A 1,731-nucleotide genomic window follows, 5' to 3' on the forward strand; every position below is an offset into this window, starting at 1 on the left:
CGCCGATGGTAGTTGGGACCTTGTCCCTGTGAGAGTAGGACGTCGCCAAGCAAAAACCTAAGTCGATTCGACTTAGGTTTTTTTGTGCTTATTTTTATTTACTAAATTTCATAATCCATAAATTGAATGACGCTAAAGAAGAAAAAAGATGAAATAGAGACTGTTTAAAATGAATTTTGAACGATAATGCCATAAAAGATAATAAAGTAATACATTTAAATGTTAGGTTAAGGTAAGAATTACCTTTTTGTATTAATTGAGTCGTGGAATGACTAAAATATTTTACTTTTTATATGAAACCGTTATGTGGAAAATAGCTATTTAGTTGTTTTTCACATAACGGTTTTTCATTTTTAAAGGATTTTACATAAGAAAAAATCTATAATTAAGATAGTTAACATATATTTTTTGATGGGTGTGGGGGATTATGAAAGAAATATGCATGTTATTAGTGGCTGTTATATTATGGGGGATAGCCATTGCGCCAACAAAGTGGGCATTAGAATCTATTCAGCCATTTACTTTGTTATTTATTCGCCTTTTCTTAGCTGGTGGAATCTGTTTACTATTCTCATTTAAACAATTAAAAAGATCATTTGTACATAAACAGGTCCCGTGGAAAAGAATGAGTTTACTATCTTTTACTGGCGTATCTGGGTATTTTATGTTCACATCCTACGGTATTTCTTTAACAAGTGGATTGCATGTTAGTATTATTGATGCTGCTTTACCTTTAGTTACAATTCTTTTTTCGGCGTTCTTTTTGAAAGAAAAAATTCGGCTTAATTATTGGATCGGTATTGTATTGGGGGCTATCGGAGTACTTCTTATTACAATTCCATCTAGTAATGTCGATCAAGAAGTATCTTTAATAGGAGATATCCTTATTTTATTAAGTACGTTCTTATTTGCTTTCTATACAGTATTGCTGAAACGACCAAAACAAGAACAGTATCTATCAAACAAGGTTTTTACAACATTAACTTTAATTATTGGAGCTGTTATTCTATTACCATTTGCAATGGCAGAAACTTTTTATTATGGTTTTCCAAAAATCGAAACATGGAAGACAGGGTTTAGTGTAATATATCTTGTTATTGGGGCAACAATTTTAGCGTATTGGTTTTGGAATAGAGCATTAGAGACAGTCTCGGCATCAGTAAGTGGATTATATTTAAATGCGTTACCGTTAATAAGTATAGTTGCTTCAATTGTTCTATTAAATGAATCTTTAACGCGGAGAATAGTAATAGGTGGCAGCTTAGTTTTATTTGGAGTGATATGGGCGGATAAACGTAAACTAATTGATTTATTTATATCAGACGATCAAAATATTAAAGAGAATGAAGAATGTTAAAGTTTATAAGAGCATGTATATAATGTTTAATGGAAAGGACGCTTTGTATGTAATAGGATGTCCTTTTCATTATTTTCATTGAATGAGAGGAATTAAATAACTGAAACTAATATAGAAAATAACTTTGGAATTATTTTTATTATTAATTGAATAAAAGGTGTTGACGATTAGGCTATAGAGGTGTAATATAGAACAAGTCGCCGATGCAATAATGCAGAACGCGGTAAACAAAATGAAAAACTTAGTTGACATTGAAACATGAAGATGTTAACATAAGGGAGTCGCAAATGAGCGACCGAGTAGTTCTTTGAAAACTGAACGAAACAAACAACGTGAAACGTCAATTTTTATTTTTAGATGCTAGACAAACTAAC

General features: G+C 31.1%; 1 protein-coding gene. It reads left to right on the top strand.

The features are described 5' to 3' along the window. The first annotated feature begins 427 nt into the window (after positions 1-427). The gene (locus tag AC1DMU_RS29435; RefSeq protein WP_088061516.1) at positions 428-1,357 is read left to right on the top strand and encodes a DMT family transporter; all 930 of its coding nucleotides are present in this window, start codon (positions 428-430) and stop codon (positions 1,355-1,357) included. The last annotated feature ends 374 nt before the right edge of the window (positions 1,358-1,731 follow it).

The sequence above is a fragment of the Bacillus sp. 01N45 genome (assembly GCF_056399205.1).